The organism is Nocardioides candidus (genome assembly GCF_041321175.1).
In the GTDB taxonomy this organism is placed as follows: Bacteria; Actinomycetota; Actinomycetes; order Propionibacteriales; family Nocardioidaceae; genus Nocardioides.
Map to the genome: position 1 here is coordinate 1,679,021 of NZ_JBGGWC010000001.1, position 17,626 is coordinate 1,696,646.

The window sequence follows — 17,626 nt, forward strand, 5'->3', positions numbered from 1 at the left end:
CTGCCGATTCCCAAGAACTGGCACTCCCCGACCGACCCCCACCGGGTGCACAATCACGGAGTGACGAACTCGGGATCGTGTCTTCCTCCTGCCGCGGAAGTGGTCTATCGCACGTTGGTCGGCTGCGGGCCGCTCGCGCCGGAGGAGCTGGCCGGCAGCCCCGCCTGCGCGGACGTCGACGTGAAGGCCGCGGTCCAGGCGCTCGAGGAGGTCGGGCTGGTCGACTGGACGGACGGCCGCGCAGTGCCGCGACCGCCGTTCGCGGCGCTCGAGGCGATCGCGACGACCCGGGCCCGCGAGGCCGCCGCCGCCCGCGACCTGGCGCAGTCGCTCTCCGAGCTCTGGAGCGCGCGCACCGGCACCGGCACCTACCTGGAGGTGCTGCAGACCGAGGAGGAGTGCGAAGCCGCGCAGAAGGCGCTGATCGACGGCGCGGTCGAGGAGGTCTGCGCGTTGAGCATCGGCCCGGTAGGGGAGGCCGCCGCGCGACCGCGCCCGACCGTGATGCACGGGTTCTTCGAGTCCATCGACCGCGGGGTGCGCTACCAGGTGGTGTACGGCGGCGCGGTGCTCCGTGAGCCCGAGGCGCTCGCCGCGGCCCGCCTCTGCATCGAGGCCGGCGAGCAGGCCCGCGTCTGCCCCGACGTGCCGGTCAACCTCACGATCGCCGACCGCCGGCTCGCCCTGGTGTCGGTGCCCGGCGGGCAGCAGCGGCGGCGCGACATGATCGTGGTCCGCCCGTCCGGCCTGCTCGAGGTGCTCCTCACCATCTTCGGCTCCTACTGGCGCACCGCGACCCCGCTCACCGCTGCCGCCTCGCTGGACGGCGAGCCCTACCAGGGATGCCGCGAGCTGCTCGGGCTCCTCGCCGCGGGCCTGACCGACGACGCGATCGCCCGCGAGCTGGGCGTGAGCGAGCGCACGGTCGGCCGCCGGGTCGCCCGCCTGGAGGAGGTCCTCGGGGCCTCGAGCCGTTTCCAGCTCGGGCTGCAGGCCGCCCGCCACGGCTGGCTCTGACCGCACGCGGGGCGTGGCGACCAGTTCCAGACAGTGTCGGGATCCGGTCATCGATCCTGATTGACCCGTCGTGAACGCCCGGACGACGATCGGCGTGCCCTCTCGTTCTCGGGAGGTCAGAGGAGGCAACGGTGCCTCCAACGACAGGGAGGAAAACCCCTCGTGAATCGTCATGCCGTCGGTGGTCTCGTCGCCGCCGTACTCGCCGCCTCGACAGCAGTCGGAGCCCTTCAGTCCACGGCCGACGCGGTCGGGGCCGGCGCCCACACCCAGGGCACCGTCCTCAGCGCCAAGCCGCACACCTCGCCGGCGAAGGAGCGGGCCCACCAGCTCGCCCAGGCGCGGGAGCACGCCGACGCGGTCCGTTCCGCGCTCGGTCTCTCCTCGGTCCAGAAGCTGGTCGTCAAGGACGTGGTCCGCGACCGCGACGGGGCCACGCACGTGCGCTACAACCGGACCTACCGCGGGCTGCCGGTCATCGGTGGCGACCTGGTCGTCCACTTCAGCCCCAGCGGCGAGAGGTCCAGCACCACCTGGAACGGTCGCAAGACCATCAAGGTGCGCTCGCTGCAGCCCTCGATCTCGCGCTCGAAGGCCGCGAGCCGCGCTACGAGCGACTTCAAGCGGCAGGAGGCCGACAAGAGCGGGCAGAGCAGCCGGCTGGTGATCTTCTCGGCCGGCGGCAAGCCGGTACTCGCCTACGACGTGCTCACCGAGGGCGTGCGCGACGACAAGGTGCCCTCGCGGCTCCACACGCTGGTCGACGCCCGGACGGGCACGGTGCTGTCGTCGTACGACGAGATCCAGACTGGTGACGGCCACGGCATCTTCGTCGGCGACGTCGCGATCGGCACCCAGGCCCACAGCGGCGGCGGCTACGAGATCCGCGACGCCCGCGGCAACTACGCGACCGACGTGCACAACCAGGGCGACCCCGACACCGGCGTCGGCCCCGACGGCGACATCTTCGTCGACAGCGACGACGTGTGGGGCAACGGCTCCAACTCCGACCGGGCCTCGGCCGCCGTCGACGCGCAGTACGGCGCCGAGAAGACCTACGACTTCTACAACAACGTCCTCGGTCGCGCCGGCATCTGGGACAACGGCACCGGCGCCCGGTCGCGCGTCCACTTCGCCAACGGCATGGTGAACGCCTTCTGGGACGGCACGCAGATGTCGTACGGCGACGGTGCGGGCAACAACGCCCCGCTGGTCGAGCTCGACGTGGCCGGCCACGAGATGTCGCACGGCGTCACGGAGAACACGGCCGGCCTCGCCTACAGCGGTGACGCGGGCGGTCTCAACGAGGCGACCTCGGACATCTTCGGCACCGCGGTGGAGTTCTACACGAACAACCCCTCCGACGTGCCGGACTACCTGATCGGCGAGGAGATCGACATCAACGGCAACGGCACGCCGTTGCGCTACATGGACAAGCCGTCGAAGGACGGTCTGTCCAGGGACTGCTGGTCCTCGACCCTCGGCTCGCTCAACCCCCACTACTCCTCGGGGCCGCTGAACCACTGGTTCTACCTGGCCTCCGAGGGCTCCGGAGCCAAGACCATCAACGGCGTCTCCTACAACAGCCCGACCTGCAACGGCTCGACGGTCACCGGCGTCGGCCGGGACAAGGTCGAGAAGGTCTGGTACCGCGCGCTGTCGGTCTACCTGACCTCCACCAGCAACTACGCCGCGGCGCGCAACGCGGCGATCAAGGCCGCCAACGACCTCTATGCGAGCGACCCGTCGGTGTGCCAGGGCATCGCTGCCGCCTTCTCCGCCATCGCGGTCGCGGCCGGCACGGCCACCTGCTCGGGCGGCCAGACGGGCGGCCCGACGGTGACCAACCCGGGCAGCAGGACGAGCACGGTCGGCACCGCCATCTCCAACGTGACGCTCAGCGCCACGGGAGGCACGTCGCCGTACACCTGGACGGCGACGGGCCTGCCGGGCGGCCTGACCGTGAGCAGCGCCGGGGTCATCTCCGGCACGCCGACCACGGCGGGCACGTTCTCGGTGACCGTGACGGCGAAGGACGCCGCCGCGAAGACCGGCAGCGCGTCCTTCACCTGGACGGTGAACCCGTCCGGAGGCGGGGGCACCTGCAACGGCGCGCTGAACTACAGCGGCACGCTGAGCTCGGGGCAGACGACGAACCTGGCGTCCTTCACCGACTCCGACGCGGGTGTGCTGAAGGTCTGCCTCGACGGGCCGACGGGAGCCGACTTCGACGTCTACCTGCAGAAGCAGGGCACGTTCGGCTGGACGACGGTCGCCCAGGGCATCAGCTCGTCGGCGGACGAGTCGTTCACCTACAGCAACACCGCCGGCACCTACCGGCTGCGCGTGACCGCCTACAGCGGCTCGGGCGCCTTCAAGGCGTCGGTCTCGGAGTGACCTGACCGGCCTCGCTCCACGAAGGGGTGGCCGTCGCTCTCGGGCGGCGGCCACCCCTTCGCTCGTCGTCATTCGTGAGACGGGCGTCTCGGGATTCGGGACGCGGGGGAGGGTGACCGCGCGACGGCGGGTGCGACGGCGTAGTCTGTCGCCATGTGCCAGGACCTGATTCTCGTACGCACCGGACGCGCCGGCTGACCCAGCCCTGCGCGTCCGCCCCTCGTTGCCTCGCAACCGAGGGGTTTTTTGTTGAGTACGGCGAGCACGAGAAGTGAAGGAACCAGTCGGATGAGTGAGCAGCAGCAGGGTGGGGCGGGGAGCGGCACCGTCACCGGTGCCGAGAGCCTGGTGAGGTCTCTGGAGGCCGCGGGCGTGACCGACATCTTCGGCATCCCCGGCGGCGCGATCCTGCCCGCCTACGACCCGCTGATGGACAGCCCCATCCGCCACATCCTGGTGCGTCACGAGCAGGGTGCGGGCCACGCAGCACAGGGCTACGCCGCCGCGTCGGGCCGGGTCGGCGTCTGCATGGCGACGTCGGGACCGGGTGCGACCAACCTGGTCACCCCGCTGGCCGACGCCCACATGGACTCGGTGCCGATGGTGGCCGTCACCGGCCAGGTCGGCGCCTCGATGATCGGCACCGACGCCTTCCAGGAGGCCGACATCCGCGGCATCACGATGCCGATCACCAAGCACAACTTCCTCGTCACCGACCCCGCCGAGATCCCGCGCACCGTCGCCGAGGCCTTCCACATCGCCTCGACCGGTCGCCCCGGTCCGGTCCTGGTCGACGTCGCGAAGTCCGCGCTGCAGGCCGCCACGACCTTCGACTGGCCGACCGAGATCCACCTCCCCGGTTATCGCCCCGTGACCCGGCCGCACGCCAAGCAGATCCGCGAGGCCTCGAAGCTGATCCTCGAGTCGCGCCGTCCGGTGCTGTACGTCGGCGGCGGCACCATCCGCTCCGGCGCCTCCAAGGAGCTGCTGACCCTCGCCGAGCTGACCGGCATGCCGGTGGTCACCACGCTGATGGCGCGCGGGGCGTTCCCCGACAGCCACCCGCAGCACCTCGGCATGCCCGGCATGCACGGCACCGTCGCCGCGGTGGCCGGCCTGCAGAAGAGCGACCTGATCATCAGCCTCGGCGCGCGCTTCGACGATCGGGTCACCGGTGCCCTCGACTCGTTCGCGCCCGGCGCCAAGGTGATCCACGCCGACATCGACCCCGCCGAGATCGGCAAGAACCGCCACGCCGACGTCCCCATCGTGGGCGACGTGCGCGAGGTGCTCATCGACCTGATCACCACCCTGCGCACCGAGGCCGACGCCGGTCACACCGGTGACTACGAGGGCTGGGTGCAGTTCCTGTCCGGCGTGAAGGCGAAGTACCCGGTGGGCTACGACAAGCCGGCCGACGGCGGCCTCGCGCCGCAGTACGTCCTGGAGCGGCTCGGCGCGATCTCCGGTCCCGAGACGATCGTCACCGCCGGTGTCGGCCAGCACCAGATGTGGGCGGCGCACTTCGTCTCCTACGAGCGCCCCAACACGTGGATCAACTCCGGTGGCCTCGGCACCATGGGCTTCTCGGTGCCCGCGGCGATGGGCGCGAAGGTCGCGATGCCCGACTCGGTCGTGTGGGCGGTGGACGGCGACGGTTGCTTCCAGATGACCAACCAGGAGCTCGCCACCTGCGCGATCAACGACATCCCGATCAAGGTCGCGATCATCAACAACGAGTCGCTCGGCATGGTGCGGCAGTGGCAGACGCTGTTCTACAACTCCCGCTACTCCAACACGGACCTGCACTCGAAGCGGATCCCCGACTTCGTGAAGCTGGCCGACGCCTACGGCTGCGTGGGCCTGTCGTGCGAGTCGCCCGACGACGTCGACGCGACCATCCAGAAGGCGATGGAGATCAACGACGTCCCCGTGGTGGTCGACTTCCGCGTCCACCGCGACGCGATGGTGTGGCCCATGGTCGCCGCCGGCACCAGCAACGACGACATCAAGTACGCGCGGGACCTGGCTCCCCAGTTCGACGAGGATGAGCTCTAGTCATGGCCAACCACACCCTGTCGGTCCTCGTCGAGAACAAGCCCGGCGTCCTGGCGCGCATCTCGGCACTCTTCAGCCGCCGCGGCTTCAACATCGAGTCCCTCGCGGTCGGCCCGACCGAGCACCCCGAGATCTCGCGGATGACCATCGTCGTCAACGTCGAGGGCAGCCCGCTGGAGCAGGTGACCAAGCAGCTCAACAAGCTGGTCGAGGTCATCAAGATCGTCGAGCTCGACGGCGCCGCGGCCGTCCAGCGCGAGCTGGTGCTCGTCAAGGTCGGCGCCACACCGGAGACCCGCGGGCAGGTGCTCGACGCGGTCGCCCTCTTCCGCGCGAAGGTGGTCGACGTCGCCGTCGACGCGATCACCATCCAGGCGATCGGCAACACAGGCAAGATCGCCGACTTCCTCCGCGTCGTGGAGCCCTTCGGCATCCGTGAGCTCGTGCAGTCCGGTGCCATCGCCATCGGCCGAGGACCCCGGTCGATCTCCGAGCGCGGCAAGCCGATCGCCGTACCCGTGCCGCCCGCGGCCAACGCCTGACAGACCCCACGAGGTCCGAGGCTCGCAGCACTCGGACCTCAACCACCAACAAGAAGGAGAAGCCCCCAGTGGCTGAGATCTACTACGACGACGACGCCGACCTCTCGCTCATCCAGGGCAAGAACGTGGCGGTCATCGGCTACGGCAGCCAGGGCCACGCGCACGCGCTGAACCTGCGCGACTCCGGTGTCGACGTCCGCGTCGGCCTGCGGCCGGGCTCACCGAGCACCGCGAAGGCGGAGGAGCAGGGCCTCAAGGTGCTCCCCGTCGCCGAGGCCGTGGAGGAGGCCGACGTCATCGTCATCCTCGCCCCCGACCAGTACCAGCGCACCATCTACGCCGAGGAGATCGCCCCGCACATCGCCGCCGGCGACACCCTGGTGTTCGGCCACGGCTTCAACGTGCGCTTCGGCTACATCAAGGCCCCCGAGGGCGTCGACGTGATCATGGTCGCGCCGAAGGCTCCGGGCCACACGGTGCGGCGCGAGTACGTCGCCGGGCGCGGCATCCCGGACATCATCGCCGTGGAGCAGGACGCCTCGGGCACCGCGTGGGACCTCGCCAAGTCCTACGCGAAGGCGATCGGCGGCACCCGCGCCGGCGTCATCAAGACCACCTTCACCGAGGAGACCGAGACGGACCTGTTCGGTGAGCAGGCCGTCCTCTGCGGTGGCGTCTCCCACCTGGTCCAGGCGGGCTTCGAGGTGCTGACCGAGGCCGGCTACCAGCCGGAGATCGCCTACTTCGAGGTGCTCCACGAGCTCAAGCTCATCGTCGACCTCATGTGGGAGGGCGGCATCGCCAAGCAGCGGTGGTCGGTCTCCGACACCGCGGAGTACGGCGACTACGTCTCCGGTCCCCGGGTCATCGGCGCGGACGTGAAGAAGTCGATGGAGGGCATCCTCTCCGACATCCGCGACGGGTCCTTCGCCGAGCGGTTCATCGGCGACCAGGACAACGGCGGGAAGGAGTTCCTCTCGCTGCGCGAGCAGGAGGCCGCCCACCCAATCGAGGCGACCGGCAAGCTGCTGCGCTCGCACTTCGCCTGGAAGCAGCAGGACGCGGACTACACGGAGGGCTCGGCCGCGCGCTGACCCCCGAACGCACACCGACCCGTCGCGTAGGCGACGGGTCGGTGTGTTTTTCGAGGTCAGGCGGCGAAGTGGCCCCACAGAGCGGCAACACCCACGCCGACGCCGTACCAGAACGCGAGGAGCACGAGCACGATGGCCGTCCACGTCGCCAGCGCCTCACCTGACGTGGGCCGGGCGTCGCGGCGGACGCCGGGGCGGGTCGCCGGGAAGGTGGGAACGGTCGCGAGCATCGGGGGGACTCCTCGTTTCGTCTTGTGGATCCTGTACCCCACTCTCGCGGAGGGAAACCTCCGGCACATCGAGCGTTGATCCACGTCGTCTGGTCCGAAAGGACCAGACGACGTGGATCGCAGGGGCTACGGCACGGATGGGCGCGGTCGCGGGCTACTTGACCTCGGAACGCAGCACCAGGCGCAGACCGATCAGGAGCGGCAGCGCGATCCAGATCGCCGTCGTGAGGCCCAGCTGCAGCCACTCCTGGCCGCTCAGCGAGGTGTCGAACAGCAGGAAGCGGGTCTGGTTGAAGTCGAACCAGGCGGCGTTGTCGGCCCACCAGTGCTGCACGCTCGCCAGCGCCTCGGACAGGTTCGGCAGGACGAAGTCGAGGACGAAGTAGCCGACGATCGCGGCGGGGGAGCTGCGGAAGAGAAGTCCGAGCACGAAGCCGAGCAGCATGCCGAGCTCGTTGGCGAGCACGATCTGCGCGAACTGCCAGCCCGGGATGTCCCAGACCGCGTCGAAGCCCTGGGTGCCTGCGACGACCAGGTTGCCGAGCGCGCCGACCCCGAGAGCGATCACCATGGACACGGCGCCGATGATCAGGGTGTTGGTCAGCTTGGCCGCGATGACGCGGCTGCGGCTCGGCACCAGGGTGAAGGTGGTCAGCGCGTTGCGCTGGCTCCACTCGCTGGTGACGGCGAGGACGCCGATGATCGGCAGCAGCACCGACATCGGGATGCCGACGGCCGCGGCGAAGGAGTCGAAGGTCAGGTCGGACCGGTCGCCGAGGATGATCGTCAGCGCGGTGGCGATGACGGCGGCGATCACGATGCCGGCCATCAACCAGAAGCCCGAGCGGGTGTCGAACATCTTCCGCGCCTCGACGCTGAGGATGCGGGTGAACGGGATCGGTGCGGGCACGGCCCGCTCGCGGGCGGTGCCTCCCACCGCGGTGGCGGCGGGGGTCGGGGTCACGGTCGCGGTGCTCATGCCGCGGCTCCTTCGGTGTAGGTGTGGGCGTCGCGCTGACTCTCGGCGGTCAGCTCGAGGAACATCTCCTCCAGTCCGGCGCCATCGGCCGTCCGGAGCTCGGTGAGGGGGATGCCGGCGGCGAAGGCCGTCCGGCCGACCGACGCGAGGTCGGCGTCGGTGAAGACCGCGCCGTCGGCGACGGAGGTGACCATGCCGGCCGCCTCGAGCGCGCGGGCGAGCACGGCCGGGTCGATGGCGCGGGCGAGGGTGCCGGTCGAGGCGAGCAGCTCCTGCTTGGTGCCGCCCGCGACGATCCGGCCGTTGCCGATCACGACGATGTCGTCGGCGATGACCTCGATCTCGTGCAGCAGGTGGCTGGAGAGGAGGACGGTCCCGCCCTGGTCGGCGAACTCACGCAGCAGGTCGCGCATCCAGCGGATGCCCGCCGGGTCGAGACCGTTGGCGGGCTCGTCGAGGATCAGCACCTCGGGGTCGCCGAGCAGCGCGGTCGCGATGCCGAGCCGCTGGCGCATCCCGAGCGAGTAGTTGCGGACGCGGCGCCCGGCCTCCTCGTCGGTGAGGCTGACGCGGTGGACCATCTCGTCGACCCGCGCCTTCGGCAGGCCCATGGTGTGGGCCGCGATCGCGAGGATCTCCCGGCCGGTGCGCCCGGCGTGCTGGGCGGACGCGTCGAGGAGCACCCCGACCTCGCGGCCCGGGTTGGGCAGTGCGGCGAACGGCCGCCCGAGCACGTGGACGTGCCCGGAGGTCGGCTCGGTGAGGCCGACCATCACGCGCATGGTCGTGGACTTGCCGGCGCCGTTGGGACCGAGGAACCCGGTCACCCGACCGGGCTGTGCGGTGAAGGACACCTCGTCGACGGCGGTGAAGCCGCCGTACTTCTTGGTCAGGGAGTCGATGGTGATCATGGAGCAGAGCCTCGCGCCCCGGAGGCCCCGCGCGCGTCGGGCAGACCCCCGGAAGAGCCCCTGACCCGACCCTGGGAACGGGTCAGGGTGGACCCGGACCGGGGTCGGTTCGCGGGTTCGCCGACGCGCTGCTCCGGGCGACCGTAAGGTAAAGAGCGTCGGCCACCGTGGCCGACGACCAACAGAACGGCATCCATGAAACTGCTCACCCGGATGGCGGTGGGCGCCTTCGTGGCTGCCGCCCTCGTCGCACCCGCCAGCGCCGTCTCGGCGACCGCAGCCCCTCGCGCCGCCGGCAAGGACTGGACGAAGATCGAGGCCGTCCTCAACGCCAAGCAGCAGGCCTGCAAGGTCCCGGCCAACGACGGGACCGCCTGGAAGATCTACAACCGCCTCGACGCTCGTCAGGCCGACGCGCGGCGGGTCCGGGCCACCCTGACCGCCACGCGCAACGGCGAGCCGACGACGCGCGACTGGGACAGCGGTTGGGTCCACAAGGGCGACGTCTCCGGCGTGGGTTCGTTCACCATGCCGAGGGGCGCCACCTGGGCGCTGATGATGACGGAGTACGGCGACCAGGCAGGCGGCGGCGGCGAGCTCGCCGTCGACGACATCGGCCGCTGCTGACGGGAACACCACGCGGGCAGGCGGCGTTGGACGGGTCGTGCGTATCGACATCTGGTCCGACGTCGTCTGCCCCTGGTGCTCCATCGGGAAGCGACGCCTCGAGCAGGCCCTGGCCGCCTTCCCCCACCGCGACGAGGTCGAGGTGGTCTACCACTCGTTCCAGCTCGACCCGGATGCCCCAGCGGAGCCCGTGCGGACCGCGCGGGAGAACCTGTCGCGCAAGTACGGCCTCGCTCTCGAGGACGCCGCGGCGAAGCAGGAGGCGGTCATCGCCGTCGCCGCCGAGGAGGGCATGGACTGGAGCCGGCACGCGGACTCGCCGCACGTCGGCACGGCCGATGCGCACCGGCTGCTGCACCTGGCTCTCGCCGAGGGCGGCCCTGCGCAGCAGTCGAGGCTCAAGGACGCCCTGCTGCACGCCTACTTCGGCGAGGCCGCCAACGTCGCGGACCACACCGTCCTGCGCGAGGTGGCGCTGGGCGCCGGCCTCGACGCGGGCCGCGTCGACGAGGTGCTCGCGGGGGAGGAGTACGGCGACGCCGTGATCGCGGACGTGGCGCAGGCCCGGGCGTACGGCGCCAACGGGGTTCCCTTCTTCGTCGTCGACGAGAAGTACGGCGTCTCGGGCGCCCAGCCCGCCGAGCTGTTCGCACGGCTGCTCGACCAGGCGTGGGCCGAGTCGCACCGGGTGCTCCAGGCCGTCCCGGGCGCGGCTGGCGCGGAGGCGTGCGGTCCGGACGGTTGCGCCGTCTGACCGGTTGCAGGTGACGGGTCGTCCTACGACCTGGACCCGGGTTCGAACAACAGGCAAGGCTGCCCTTAGTATGGCAGACCTAACTTGTCCTGCTGTGTCGTCGACCCGGAATGAAACCCGCCGTGCTTCCCACCTTCGTCATCGGTCTCCGTGAGGGGCTCGAGGCTGCCCTGATCGTGTCGATCATCGCGACCTTCCTGCGCCGCAACGGGGCCTCGCTGCGCGGCATGTGGGCGGGCGTCGGCGCGGGGGTGCTGGTCAGCATCGCGGTCGGCGTGGCGCTCGACCTCCTCGAGCGGAGCCTCCCGCAGGCCCAGCAGGAGGGGCTGGAGACGGTGATCGGGGTGGTCGCCGTCGTCTTCGTCACCGGCATGGTGCTGTGGATGCGCACCCACGCGCGGCACCTCAAGTCCGACCTCGAGACCGCCGCGGCCGACGCGATCGCGTCGGGCACGACGACCGCCCTGGCGGTGATGGCCTTCCTCGCGGTCGTGCGGGAGGGATTCGAGACCTCGGTCTTCCTGCTGGCCACCTTCGAGCACGCCACCAGCGCTCCCGCGGCCGTGAGCGGCGCCGTGCTCGGCATCGCCGTGGCGATCGGCCTCGGTGGGGCGATCTACGCCGGCGGGCTGCGCCTCGACCTGCGGCGGTTCTTCAGCTGGACCGGCGTCTTCCTCGTCCTCGTCGCCGCCGGGTTGGTGCTCTCGGCGTTCCGCACCGCCCACGAGGCCGGCTGGGTCAACGTCGGCCAGGGCACCACGGTGGACCTCTCCTGGTTGGCGCCCGCGGGGTCGGTGCGTGCCGCGATCGTCACCGGCGTCCTCGGCATGCCGGCCGATCCCCGCCTCGTCGAGCTGCTGGCCTGGGCCTGCTACCTGGTGCCGCTGCTGCTCCTCCTCCATCTCCCGGCGCGGCTCGTGCCCGGGCCGTCGCTCGCGCAGCGCCTCCGTGTCGGCGGCGCCGGTGTGCTGTGCGTCGCCGCGGTAGCGCTCGCGGTGCTCGTCCCGGCCGCCCGCACGCCGTCGCGCGACCTGCCCGACCAGGTGGACGTCACGACCCTGCTCACCTACACCGGCGACCGGGTGCCCGTCGGACTGGACGTGAAGAGCGCCCCGGGGCCCTACGACGCCGTGTGGCGCGAGCACGGGACGTCGTACGTCCTGACGATCAGCGACGGGGGCCTGCAGGTCCCGCGGACCTTCACCGTGCAGGTCGCCGCTCCCGCTCCCACCGACCCGGGTCGGGACGTGCCGCTGTGGCGCGCCTGGTTCCCGGCCTTCCTGACCATCGTGGCCGCAGGTCTGCTCGGGCAGTACGCGCGGCGCCGCCGGTCCGCGGGCGCTCCGCCCTCGGACCCCCCTCCTCCGGTCGTCCCGAAAGGTCACCATGTTGCAGCCCAGGCGTAGTGCCGCCCTCCTCTCCGTCTCCGCCCTCGCCGTGGTCGCGCTCGCCGGCTGCGGCGACGACGCGAACGAGGGTGGGAAGGACGAAGGCAGTGCCGGCGGCGCGACCCAGGTGGCGATCACCGCGGTCTCCGGCGACGACGGCGACGAGTGCCAGGTCGACACGACCAGCGTCGGCGCCGGCCCGGTGACCTTCACGGTCGCGAACGAGGACGCCCCCGGCATCACCGAGGTCGAGCTCCTGTCGGGCGCGCGGATCGTCGCCGAGAAGGAGAACGTCGTCCCGGGCCTGCCCGAGGTGACCTTCACCGTCACGCTCGGCGGCGGCGACTACGAGATCTACTGCCCCTCGGCCGTGGAGGAGAAGATCCCCTTCACCGTGACCGGTGACGCCGCGCCGGCACCGACGGGCGGCCCGGCCAAGCTGCTGGCCGACGGCGCGACCGACTACGCGGCGTACGTCCAGACCCAGGTGGACGGCATGGTCGTCGGCGTGCAGGCGCTGAGCGACGCGGTCGACTCCGGTGACCTCGCCGCGGCGCAGCAGGCCTACGCCGAGGCGCGCCCCTTCTACGAGAAGGTCGAGTCCGACATCGAGGGCTTCCTGCTGCCCGACGCCGACCCGACGGAGAACTCGGGCAACCTCGACTACCTCATCGACATGCGCGCCTCCAGCCTCGACCCGGCCGTGGGCTGGAGCGGCTTCCACGCGGTCGAGCGCGACCTCTTCGGGCGTCAGAGGATCACCGACCGGACGCGGCAGTACGCCGTCGACCTCGTCACCAACGTGACCGCACTGGCCGACGTGGCGAAGGGCCTGACCTTCCGCGCCGAGGACCTCGCCAACGGCGCCGCCGGCCTCCTGGAGGAGGTCCAGTCGGGGAAGATCAGCGGCGAGGAGGAGCAGTTCTCCCACCTCGACATCCTCGACTTCGCCGGCAACGTGGAGGGTGCCGAGCAGGCGTTCGAGGCACTGCGCCCGGGCCTGCAGGAGATCGACCCCGACCGGGTCGCGACGATCTCCGACCGCTTTGACGAGGTCAACCAGCTCCTCGAGCGCTACAAGGATCCGAGCGCGCTCGGCGGCTACCGGCCCTACACGGCAGCGCTGCGCAAGAGCGACGCTCCCGAGATGAGCCGCCGCGTGCAGGCGCTCGCCGAGGCGCTGGCCGGGCTGGCGGAGAAGGTGGCCACTGCATGACCCGGGTCTCCCGACGCAACCTGTTCGCCGGCGCCGGGGGCGGTCTCGCCCTCGGCGCGGCGGCCGGCTTCGGCGCCGCCCACGCCGTCGGCGACGACACCACCGCCGCCCGTGACGCCGTCGACCTGACGCGGAGCTACGACTTCTACACCGGCGACCACCAGGCCGGCATCGCCACGCCACCGCAGCGCCACTGCATCTTCATGACCTTCGACATGGTCGACGGCGTCTCCGCCGCCGACCTCCAGGTGCTCCTGGCGCGGTGGTCGGCGGCGATCGCCCAGCTGATGGCCGGCGAGCCGGTGGGTCAGGTCGAGCCCGTCCGCTCGGGCGCCGTCGGCACGGACACGGGGGAGGCGCTGGACCTCGCGCCCGCCTCGCTCACGGTGACGCTCGGGCTCGGCCCGGGACTGTTCGACGACCGCTTCGGGCTCGCCTCGAAGCGCCCGAAGCTGCTCGAGGACCTGCCCGCGCTGCCGAGCGACCAGCTCCGGCCGGGCACGACCGGCGGCGACCTGGCGCTCCAGGCCTGCGCGGACGACCCGCAGGTCGCCTACCACGCCATCCGTGACCTCGCCCGGATGGGGAAGGGCGTGGTCGACACCGGCTGGACGGTGATGGGGTTCGGTCGAGCCTCCGCCGGCGCCGGCCAGTCGACGCCGCGCAACCTGATGGGGTTCAAGGACGGCACCCGCAACATCGAGGAGACCGCCGACCTCGACGAGCACGTGTGGATCGACGACGACCCCGCGTGGGCCGGAGGCACCTACTGGGTCGTCCGCAAGATCCAGATGAACATCGAGACCTGGGACGCCGACGACGTCGCCGACCAGCAGCAGGTGTTCGGCCGGACCAAGGTCGAGGGCGCGCCGCTGTCGGGCCGCGTGGAGCACGACGAGCCCGACTTCTCGGCCACGAAGGACGGTGCGCCCGTCATCCCGCCGACCTCCCACGTGGCGCTCGCGGCCCCGGAGAACAACGGCGGCACGCGGATCCTCCGGCGCGGCTACAACTACACCGACGGCATCAACGAGCTCGCCCAGCTCGACGCCGGCCTGCTGTTCGTCGGCTTCTGCAACGACCCGGCGAGCTTCATCAAGCTGCAGACCCGGCTTGGCACGTCCGACCGGCTCAACGAGTACATCTCGCACATCGGGTCCGCGCTCTTCGTCGCCCCGCCCGCCCCACGTCGGGGTCACTACCTCGGCGAGGCCCTGTTCGGCTGACCGCGGCGCCGTCCCGGTGGGTGTCCACGAGTCAGGCACACGGGCCCGGGTCCGGTACCGTGAGGAGCGGCACAGCGTCGTGCACCCCACACCCGCACGATCCTCAGCGAAGGACACCCTGCTGTGACTGACCGTCCCGTCGTACTCATCGCCGAAGAGCTCAGCCCCGCGACCGTCGAGGCCCTGGGCCCGGACTTCGAGATCCGGCAGTGCGACGGCGCCGACCGTGCCGCGCTGCTGCCGGCGATCGCCGACGTCGACGCGATCCTGGTGCGCTCCGCGACCAAGGTCGACGCCGAGGCGCTCGCTGCCGCCAAGCGGCTCAAGGTCGTCGCGCGGGCCGGTGTCGGCCTCGACAACGTCGACGTCAAGGCCGCGACCCAGGCCGGCGTCATGGTCGTGAACGCCCCGACCTCCAACATCGTCTCCGCCGCCGAGCTCGCCGTCGCGCTGATGCTGGCCGCGGCCCGCAACGTCTCGCCCGCCCACGCGGCGTTGAAGGACGGGGAGTGGAAGCGGTCGAAGTTCGGCGGCATCGAGCTCTTCGAGAAGACCGTCGGCATCGTCGGCCTGGGCCGCATCGGCGTGCTCGTCGCGCAGCGCCTGGCCGCCTTCGGCATGAACGTCATCGCCTACGACCCCTACGTGCAGGCCGGCCGCGCCGCGCAGATGGGCGTGCGCCTCGTCGACCTCGACACGTTGATGGCCGAGGCCGACTTCATCTCGGTCCACCTGCCCAAGACCCCCGAGACCGTGGGCCTCATCGGCGCGGACGCGCTGGCCAGGGCGAAGACGTCGCTGGTGCTCGTCAACGCCGCGCGCGGTGGCATCGTCGACGAGGAGGCGCTCTACGACGCCCTCAAGACCGGCCGCATCGCGGCCGCGGGTCTCGACGTGTTCGCGAAGGAGCCGTGCACGGACAGCCCGCTCTTCGAGCTGGAGAACGTCGTCGCCACCCCGCACCTCGGCGCCTCGACCGACGAGGCCCAGGAGAAGGCCGGCATCGCGGTCGCCAAGTCCGTGCGCCTCGCGCTCGCCGGTGAGCTCGTGCCCGACGCGGTCAACGTCCAGGGCGGCGTGATCGCCGAGGACGTACGACCCGGCATCCCGCTCACCGAGAAGCTCGGCCAGGTCTTCACCGGCGTCGCCGGCGAGGTCGCCCAGCAGCTCGACGTCGAGGTCCGCGGCGAGATCGCCGACCACGACGTCAAGGTGCTCGAGCTCGCCGCGCTCAAGGGCGTCTTCAGCAGCGTCGTCGAGGACCAGGTGTCCTACGTCAACGCGCCGCTCCTCGCGGCCGAGCGGGGCGTCGCCGTACGCCTCGTCACCGACCCGGAGAGCACCGACCACCGCAACCTGATCACCCTCCGCGGCACCCTGGCCGACGGCTCGCAGGTCTCGGTCAGCGGCACCCTCGTCGGCATCCACCAGCGCGAGCGCCTGGTCGAGGTCAACGGCTACGACATCGACATCGAGCCGACCGACCACCTGGCGTTCTTCACCTACGACGACCGCCCGGGCATGGTCGGCACCGTCGGCCAGATCCTCGGCGACGCGAACGTCAACATCGCGGGCATGCAGGTCGCCCGCGACGCCAAGGGCGGCCAGGCGCTCGTCGCGCTCTCGGTCGACTCCGCGATCCCCGCCGAGGCGCTCACCGAGATCGAGGGCGCCATCTCCGCGACCTCGATCCGCGCGGTCGACCTCGTCTGAGCCGGTTCACGCGACCAGCACGCCGCCCTGACGTTCACGTCCGGGCGGCGTGGTCGTGCCGGAGCGGACGACGGCCCAGGCCTCGGCGAGGCGGGTGACCGCCTCCTCGAGCTGCGGGACGGGCACGGTGTAGGGGAAGCGCAGGTAGCGGTCGAGGCCGCCCTCGGGGGCGAACGACGGGCCCGGTGCCATCAGCACCCCGCGTCGCTCGACCTCGTCGACGAGGGCGGTCGCGCCGGTGGCGGGCAGTCGGCACCACAGGGCCATCCCGCCGCTGGGCCGGCGGAACGTCCAGTCGGGGAGCTGCGCCTCCATCGCCGCGACCAGGGCGTCGCGCTGCTGCCGGAGCCGGTCGCGGTGCGCGGTGAGCACGGCGTCGAAGTCGCCGGCCAGCAGCTTGGTGAGCACCAGCTGCTCGAAGACGGGGGCGCCGAGGTCGAGCCCGATCCGGGCGCGCGTGAGCCTGTCGACCAGGCCGCGCGGCGCACGGATCCAGCCCAGCCGCAGGCCGCCCCACACGCTCTTGCTGGCGCTGCCGACGGTGACGGCGTCGGGGGAGTACGACGCGAACGGCCGCTCGGCGGCACCCCCGTCCAGCCGCAGCGAGTGGTGGGCCTCGTCGACCACGGCGATGCCGTCGTGGCGGGCGAGGAGGCGTGCGTAGGTCGCCCGCTCCTCGTCGGACATCACCAGGCCCGTCGGGTTGTGGTGGTCGGGCATCAGGTGGACCAGTCGCGGCCGGCGCTTGGCGAGCACGCCCGCGACGGCATCGAGGTCCCAGCCCTCGGGGTCGAGCGGGATCGACACGAGGCGGCCGCCGCCGGTGCGCAGCGCCTGCACCGCGTTGGGGTAGGTCGGTGACTCCATCAGCACCCGGTCGCGCGGCCCGGCCAGGGCGCAGCCGACGACGGCGGACGCGGCGAGGGCACCGGCGGTGACGATGATCTGCTCGGGGACGGTGGGCAGGCCGCGTTCGTCGTACGACGACGCGATGACCGCCTGCAGGTCCGGGAGCCCCGCGGGGTAGTAGCCGTGGCCGCCGAGGTAGGCGGGGAGCTCGGTGGCGGCCTCCGCGTAGGCGGCCGCGATGCCCGGCGGGGCGGTCGCGGCCGCACAGACCAGGTCGATGACGCCAGGGGTCACGTCGGTCGGCCACAGGGCTCGGTCGTAGGCGCGGGTGGGGCCACCGGGCAGGCGGGTGAACGTGCCGGAGCCGTGCCGGGCCTCGGCGAAGCCGGACTCGCGGAGCACGGCGTAGGCGCGCGTCACCGTCGTGCGGGAGACCCCGAGGGCCGCGGTGAGGTCGCGCTCGCTGGGCAGCCGGGTGTCGTAGCCGATCCGACCGTCACCGATCAGCTCGCGCAGGGCGTCGGCCAGGCCGACGTACGCGGGGGAGCGTGCGAAGTCGCCCGCCAGGGTGGCCAGACGCGTGGCGGAAATGGACTGCGACATGCAGGCCAGTAGATCACAAGTG

General features: G+C 71.6%; 15 protein-coding genes. 11 read left to right on the forward strand and 4 right to left on the reverse strand.

Annotated features, from left to right (window positions below; genetic code table 11):
- Positions 1-60: 60 nt before the first annotated feature.
- From ACAX67_RS08355 to ilvC, 5 genes are all read left to right on the forward strand, one after another.
- Positions 61-1,017: a helix-turn-helix domain-containing protein gene (locus ACAX67_RS08355; protein WP_370703349.1), complete on the forward strand. Its 957-nt coding sequence runs from the start codon at positions 61-63 to the stop codon at positions 1,015-1,017.
- A 162-nt stretch (positions 1,018-1,179) separates the two neighbouring features.
- Positions 1,180-3,414 (forward strand): M4 family metallopeptidase, encoded by a 2,235-nt coding sequence (locus ACAX67_RS08360; protein ID WP_370703350.1) that lies wholly within the window; start codon positions 1,180-1,182, stop codon positions 3,412-3,414.
- A 288-nt stretch (positions 3,415-3,702) separates the two neighbouring features.
- A complete protein-coding gene (locus tag ACAX67_RS08365) occupies positions 3,703-5,472 on the forward strand; it encodes an acetolactate synthase large subunit (protein ID WP_370703351.1) in 1,770 nt (589 codons plus the stop codon).
- A 2-nt stretch (positions 5,473-5,474) separates the two neighbouring features.
- Positions 5,475-6,014: an acetolactate synthase small subunit gene (gene ilvN / locus ACAX67_RS08370; RefSeq protein WP_370703352.1), complete on the forward strand. Its 540-nt coding sequence runs from the start codon at positions 5,475-5,477 to the stop codon at positions 6,012-6,014.
- A gap of 68 nt (positions 6,015-6,082) precedes the next feature.
- Positions 6,083-7,108: a ketol-acid reductoisomerase gene (gene ilvC, locus ACAX67_RS08375; protein ID WP_370703353.1), complete on the forward strand. Its 1,026-nt coding sequence runs from the start codon at positions 6,083-6,085 to the stop codon at positions 7,106-7,108.
- Positions 7,109-7,164: 56 nt separating this feature from the next.
- Here ilvC and ACAX67_RS08380 read toward each other — a convergent pair whose 3' ends face one another.
- The 3 genes from ACAX67_RS08380 to ACAX67_RS08390 form a co-directional block, all read right to left on the reverse strand.
- On the reverse strand, positions 7,165-7,338 hold the full coding sequence (locus ACAX67_RS08380) for a hypothetical protein (protein WP_370703354.1): 174 nt from the start codon (positions 7,336-7,338) through the stop codon (positions 7,165-7,167).
- Positions 7,339-7,492: 154 nt separating this feature from the next.
- A complete protein-coding gene (locus ACAX67_RS08385) occupies positions 7,493-8,317 on the reverse strand; it encodes an ABC transporter permease (RefSeq protein ID WP_370703355.1) in 825 nt (274 codons plus the stop codon).
- Entirely contained in the window at positions 8,314-9,228 is a 915-nt protein-coding gene (locus ACAX67_RS08390) for an ABC transporter ATP-binding protein (RefSeq protein ID WP_370703356.1), read from the reverse strand. The genes ACAX67_RS08385 and ACAX67_RS08390 overlap by 4 nt, the downstream gene beginning before the upstream one ends.
- A gap of 195 nt (positions 9,229-9,423) precedes the next feature.
- On the opposite strand from ACAX67_RS08390, the gene ACAX67_RS08395 reads away from it, so the two are divergent.
- The 6 genes from ACAX67_RS08395 (at position 9,424) to serA (ending at position 16,152) form a co-directional block, all read left to right on the forward strand.
- Positions 9,424-9,855 (forward strand): hypothetical protein, encoded by a 432-nt coding sequence (locus tag ACAX67_RS08395; RefSeq protein ID WP_370703357.1) that lies wholly within the window; start codon positions 9,424-9,426, stop codon positions 9,853-9,855.
- A 37-nt stretch (positions 9,856-9,892) separates the two neighbouring features.
- On the forward strand, positions 9,893-10,609 hold the full coding sequence (locus tag ACAX67_RS08400; RefSeq protein WP_370703358.1) for a DsbA family oxidoreductase: 717 nt from the start codon (positions 9,893-9,895) through the stop codon (positions 10,607-10,609).
- A gap of 122 nt (positions 10,610-10,731) precedes the next feature.
- Positions 10,732-12,015 carry an iron uptake transporter permease EfeU gene (efeU, locus tag ACAX67_RS08405; RefSeq protein ID WP_370703359.1) on the forward strand — a complete coding sequence of 428 codons (1,284 nt, stop codon included), beginning with the start codon at positions 10,732-10,734 and terminating at the stop codon, positions 12,013-12,015.
- Positions 11,996-13,213, forward strand: a complete 1,218-nt coding sequence (efeO, locus tag ACAX67_RS08410) for an iron uptake system protein EfeO (protein ID WP_370703360.1) — start codon at positions 11,996-11,998, stop codon at positions 13,211-13,213. Before efeU ends, efeO begins: the two co-directional genes overlap by 20 nt.
- Complete coding sequence (gene efeB / locus ACAX67_RS08415; protein ID WP_370703361.1) at positions 13,210-14,439, forward strand: iron uptake transporter deferrochelatase/peroxidase subunit; 1,230 nt, start codon at positions 13,210-13,212, stop codon at positions 14,437-14,439. Before efeO ends, efeB begins: the two co-directional genes overlap by 4 nt.
- Positions 14,440-14,562: 123 nt before the next feature.
- On the forward strand, positions 14,563-16,152 hold the full coding sequence (serA, locus tag ACAX67_RS08420) for a phosphoglycerate dehydrogenase (protein ID WP_370703362.1): 1,590 nt from the start codon (positions 14,563-14,565) through the stop codon (positions 16,150-16,152).
- A gap of 6 nt (positions 16,153-16,158) precedes the next feature.
- Here serA and yczR read toward each other — a convergent pair whose 3' ends face one another.
- Positions 16,159-17,604, reverse strand: a complete 1,446-nt coding sequence (gene yczR, locus ACAX67_RS08425; RefSeq protein WP_370703363.1) for a MocR-like transcription factor YczR — start codon at positions 17,602-17,604, stop codon at positions 16,159-16,161.
- Between the last annotated feature and the right edge of the window lie 22 nt (positions 17,605-17,626).